This is a genomic window from Flavobacteriales bacterium (assembly GCA_013214975.1).
Classification (GTDB): Bacteria; Bacteroidota; Bacteroidia; order DT-38; family DT-38; genus DT-38.
In genome coordinates, this window is the sequence record JABSPR010000048.1 from 1 (window position 1) to 2,282 (window position 2,282).

The window sequence follows — 2,282 nt, forward strand, 5'->3', positions numbered from 1 at the left end:
TCCTCAAAAGATTCAAACTTTTCTTTATTATAACCAGCTATGGCAATTGCATTAACAATTCCTTTAACTGCGGGCATTTTACCTCCCATTATTTTAAGATTATTTTTCTCTACCAATTCTAGCCATTCTGGAATTTCAACTTCATAACTAAAGGTCTCATCCTTATAAACCAACGTTTCATTATCGATTGCTTTAAATTGATTTTTTAAGTCATTTATATCTTTGTACTTTTTGTAGATAGTATCTTTTGTTTGCGAAAATGAAAATATTGAAGATAATAATGATAAAACGAGAGTGATTTTTTTCATATTAATTATACTTGTTTAGAACGGTTTGGCTAAGCTGCGTTTTAATGCATTTTTACATAGTGTGCCTGTTGCACAACTTAGTGAATAAAGATACATAAATGTAGGTAGTACTGATGAAGATGTTTTGTATCTTGATGTATGCAAGGCAAGAAAGATTATCAAGAGAAGTTGTTCACGCACTTTCAGTTAAGTGAGTATGTACCCGAAGAGAACTTTTACCGTCGCTTAAAATCGGTATTAGACTTGGATTATTTATATGAGTTGACCAAACGGTATTATGGATCCTGTGGGCAACAATCGATAGATCCTGTGGTCTTTTTTAAGCTTTGTTTAGTTGGGTATTTAGAGAACATTATCAGCGATCGCAAGTTGATGACTCATTGCAGTATGCGCATGGATATTCTCTACTTTTTGAACTACGACATTGATGATCCCTTGCCTTGGCACAGTACACTTAGTCGTACCCGCCAGTTGTTCCCCGAAGCAGTCTTTGAGCAAGTCTTCACTCAAGTATTTAAACTTTGTGTAGAGCAAGGCATGGTGAATGGTCATACTCAAACGATCGACTCAGCTCCTGTAAAAGCCAATGCATCAATGGATAGTCTGGAGTTAAAAGTACCAGCAAGCGAACTTGAGGCTCATCTTCATCAAATTCGTCACATCAGTAAAATGGATCGTAAGCCCAAGGAAGATAAAGCGACTCCCTCTCAACAAACCATTACAGCTAATCAGAAAGAACTACAAGCGATCCAAAGTAGAAATAAGCTCTGGATCGAGCAACAAGACCAGCGTCCAGGAGCAGGTAATAAGGGTTCCAAATACACCAGTAATAAAACGCATTATAGTCCCACAGATCCCGATGCTCGCATCAGTGTAAAACCGGGCAAAGCCAGAAAACTCAATTACTTGAGTCAGCTCAGCGTAGACACTAGCAATCATGTGATCACTGATATTTGTGCTTATCATGCCGATGGAAAAGACAATCAGCAATTACAAGAGATTACCCTGCGTTTAAAGCAGCGTTTATGGCGTGAAGGATTAGTATTTGATACCCTATTGGCCGACACTGGTTATAGTAGTGGAGAGAACTATCGTTTTTTAGAAGCCCAAGGAATAACCAGTTATATTCCACCGCATGGGACCTATAAAGGAGGTCCAGAGGACTTTGTATACAATGAACAAAACGACTCATTTACCTGCTCCCAAGGAAAGAACATCCCTTTTGTAAAACACTTTCGCTGTAGTCGCACGGACACCAAGAAAAAAGAATACCGCGCCTCCAAACATGTCTGCAAAGGCTGTCCGGTGCGATCTACCTGTTTAAAAAAGAGTCAAGAAAAACGAATAACACTAACCGCCTTTCGTGCAGAATATGAGCGTAATAATCAACGTATAAGGAGCAAACGTGGAAAGCACTTTAAAAAGAAGCGAAGTAGCACTGTAGAACCTGTCTTTGGTACATTAACCCAATACATGGGTATGCGAAAGGTAAATACATTAGGCCTCTCCCAAGCCAATAAGGTGATGCATATGGCAGCCACAGCCTATAATCTGAAAAAGTACTTAAAATACATTGCGAAACACAGAAATACGGGAATAGTAGAGCAGCAAAACCTACAACTACTAATTAATGTGTTCTACAATCTAATAAAAATCGTTTTAAGCTTACCAAAATACAGGCAGCCAATAGTATAAGTGAAAAATAAAAGCCCTAAAAAGGGCTTGAAATGATTAATTATTTACCCTTTTATGGGGTTGTGCAACGACTACTTTTGTTAGCTACTTTTTATTTTATTTAATTACTCTAATTTGGGTTGAATCAGGTTCCACTATATGAATTCTTATGCCCTCAAATTTATATGTTTGGAGCAACTCATTGTTAATTAGATTTATGATTTTTTTTTCTTTGTTATTGCTCATTGATTTTGGCGTAATTAATTCAATATTAAGGGTATAATAATCAATCTCAGACCA

At 37.2% G+C, this 2,282-nt stretch carries 1 protein-coding gene and 1 pseudogene; one reads left to right on the forward strand and one right to left on the reverse strand.

Annotated elements, in window-relative coordinates:
* Positions 1-308 (reverse strand): hypothetical protein (locus HRT72_02805; GenBank protein ID NQY66641.1); only part of this gene is annotated, 308 nt, incomplete at its 3' end.
* A gap of 138 nt (positions 309-446) precedes the next feature.
* Between HRT72_02805 and HRT72_02810 the strand changes: the two are divergent.
* Positions 447-1,883, forward strand: a pseudogene (locus HRT72_02810) (IS1182 family transposase).
* Positions 1,884-2,282 lie beyond the last annotated feature (399 nt).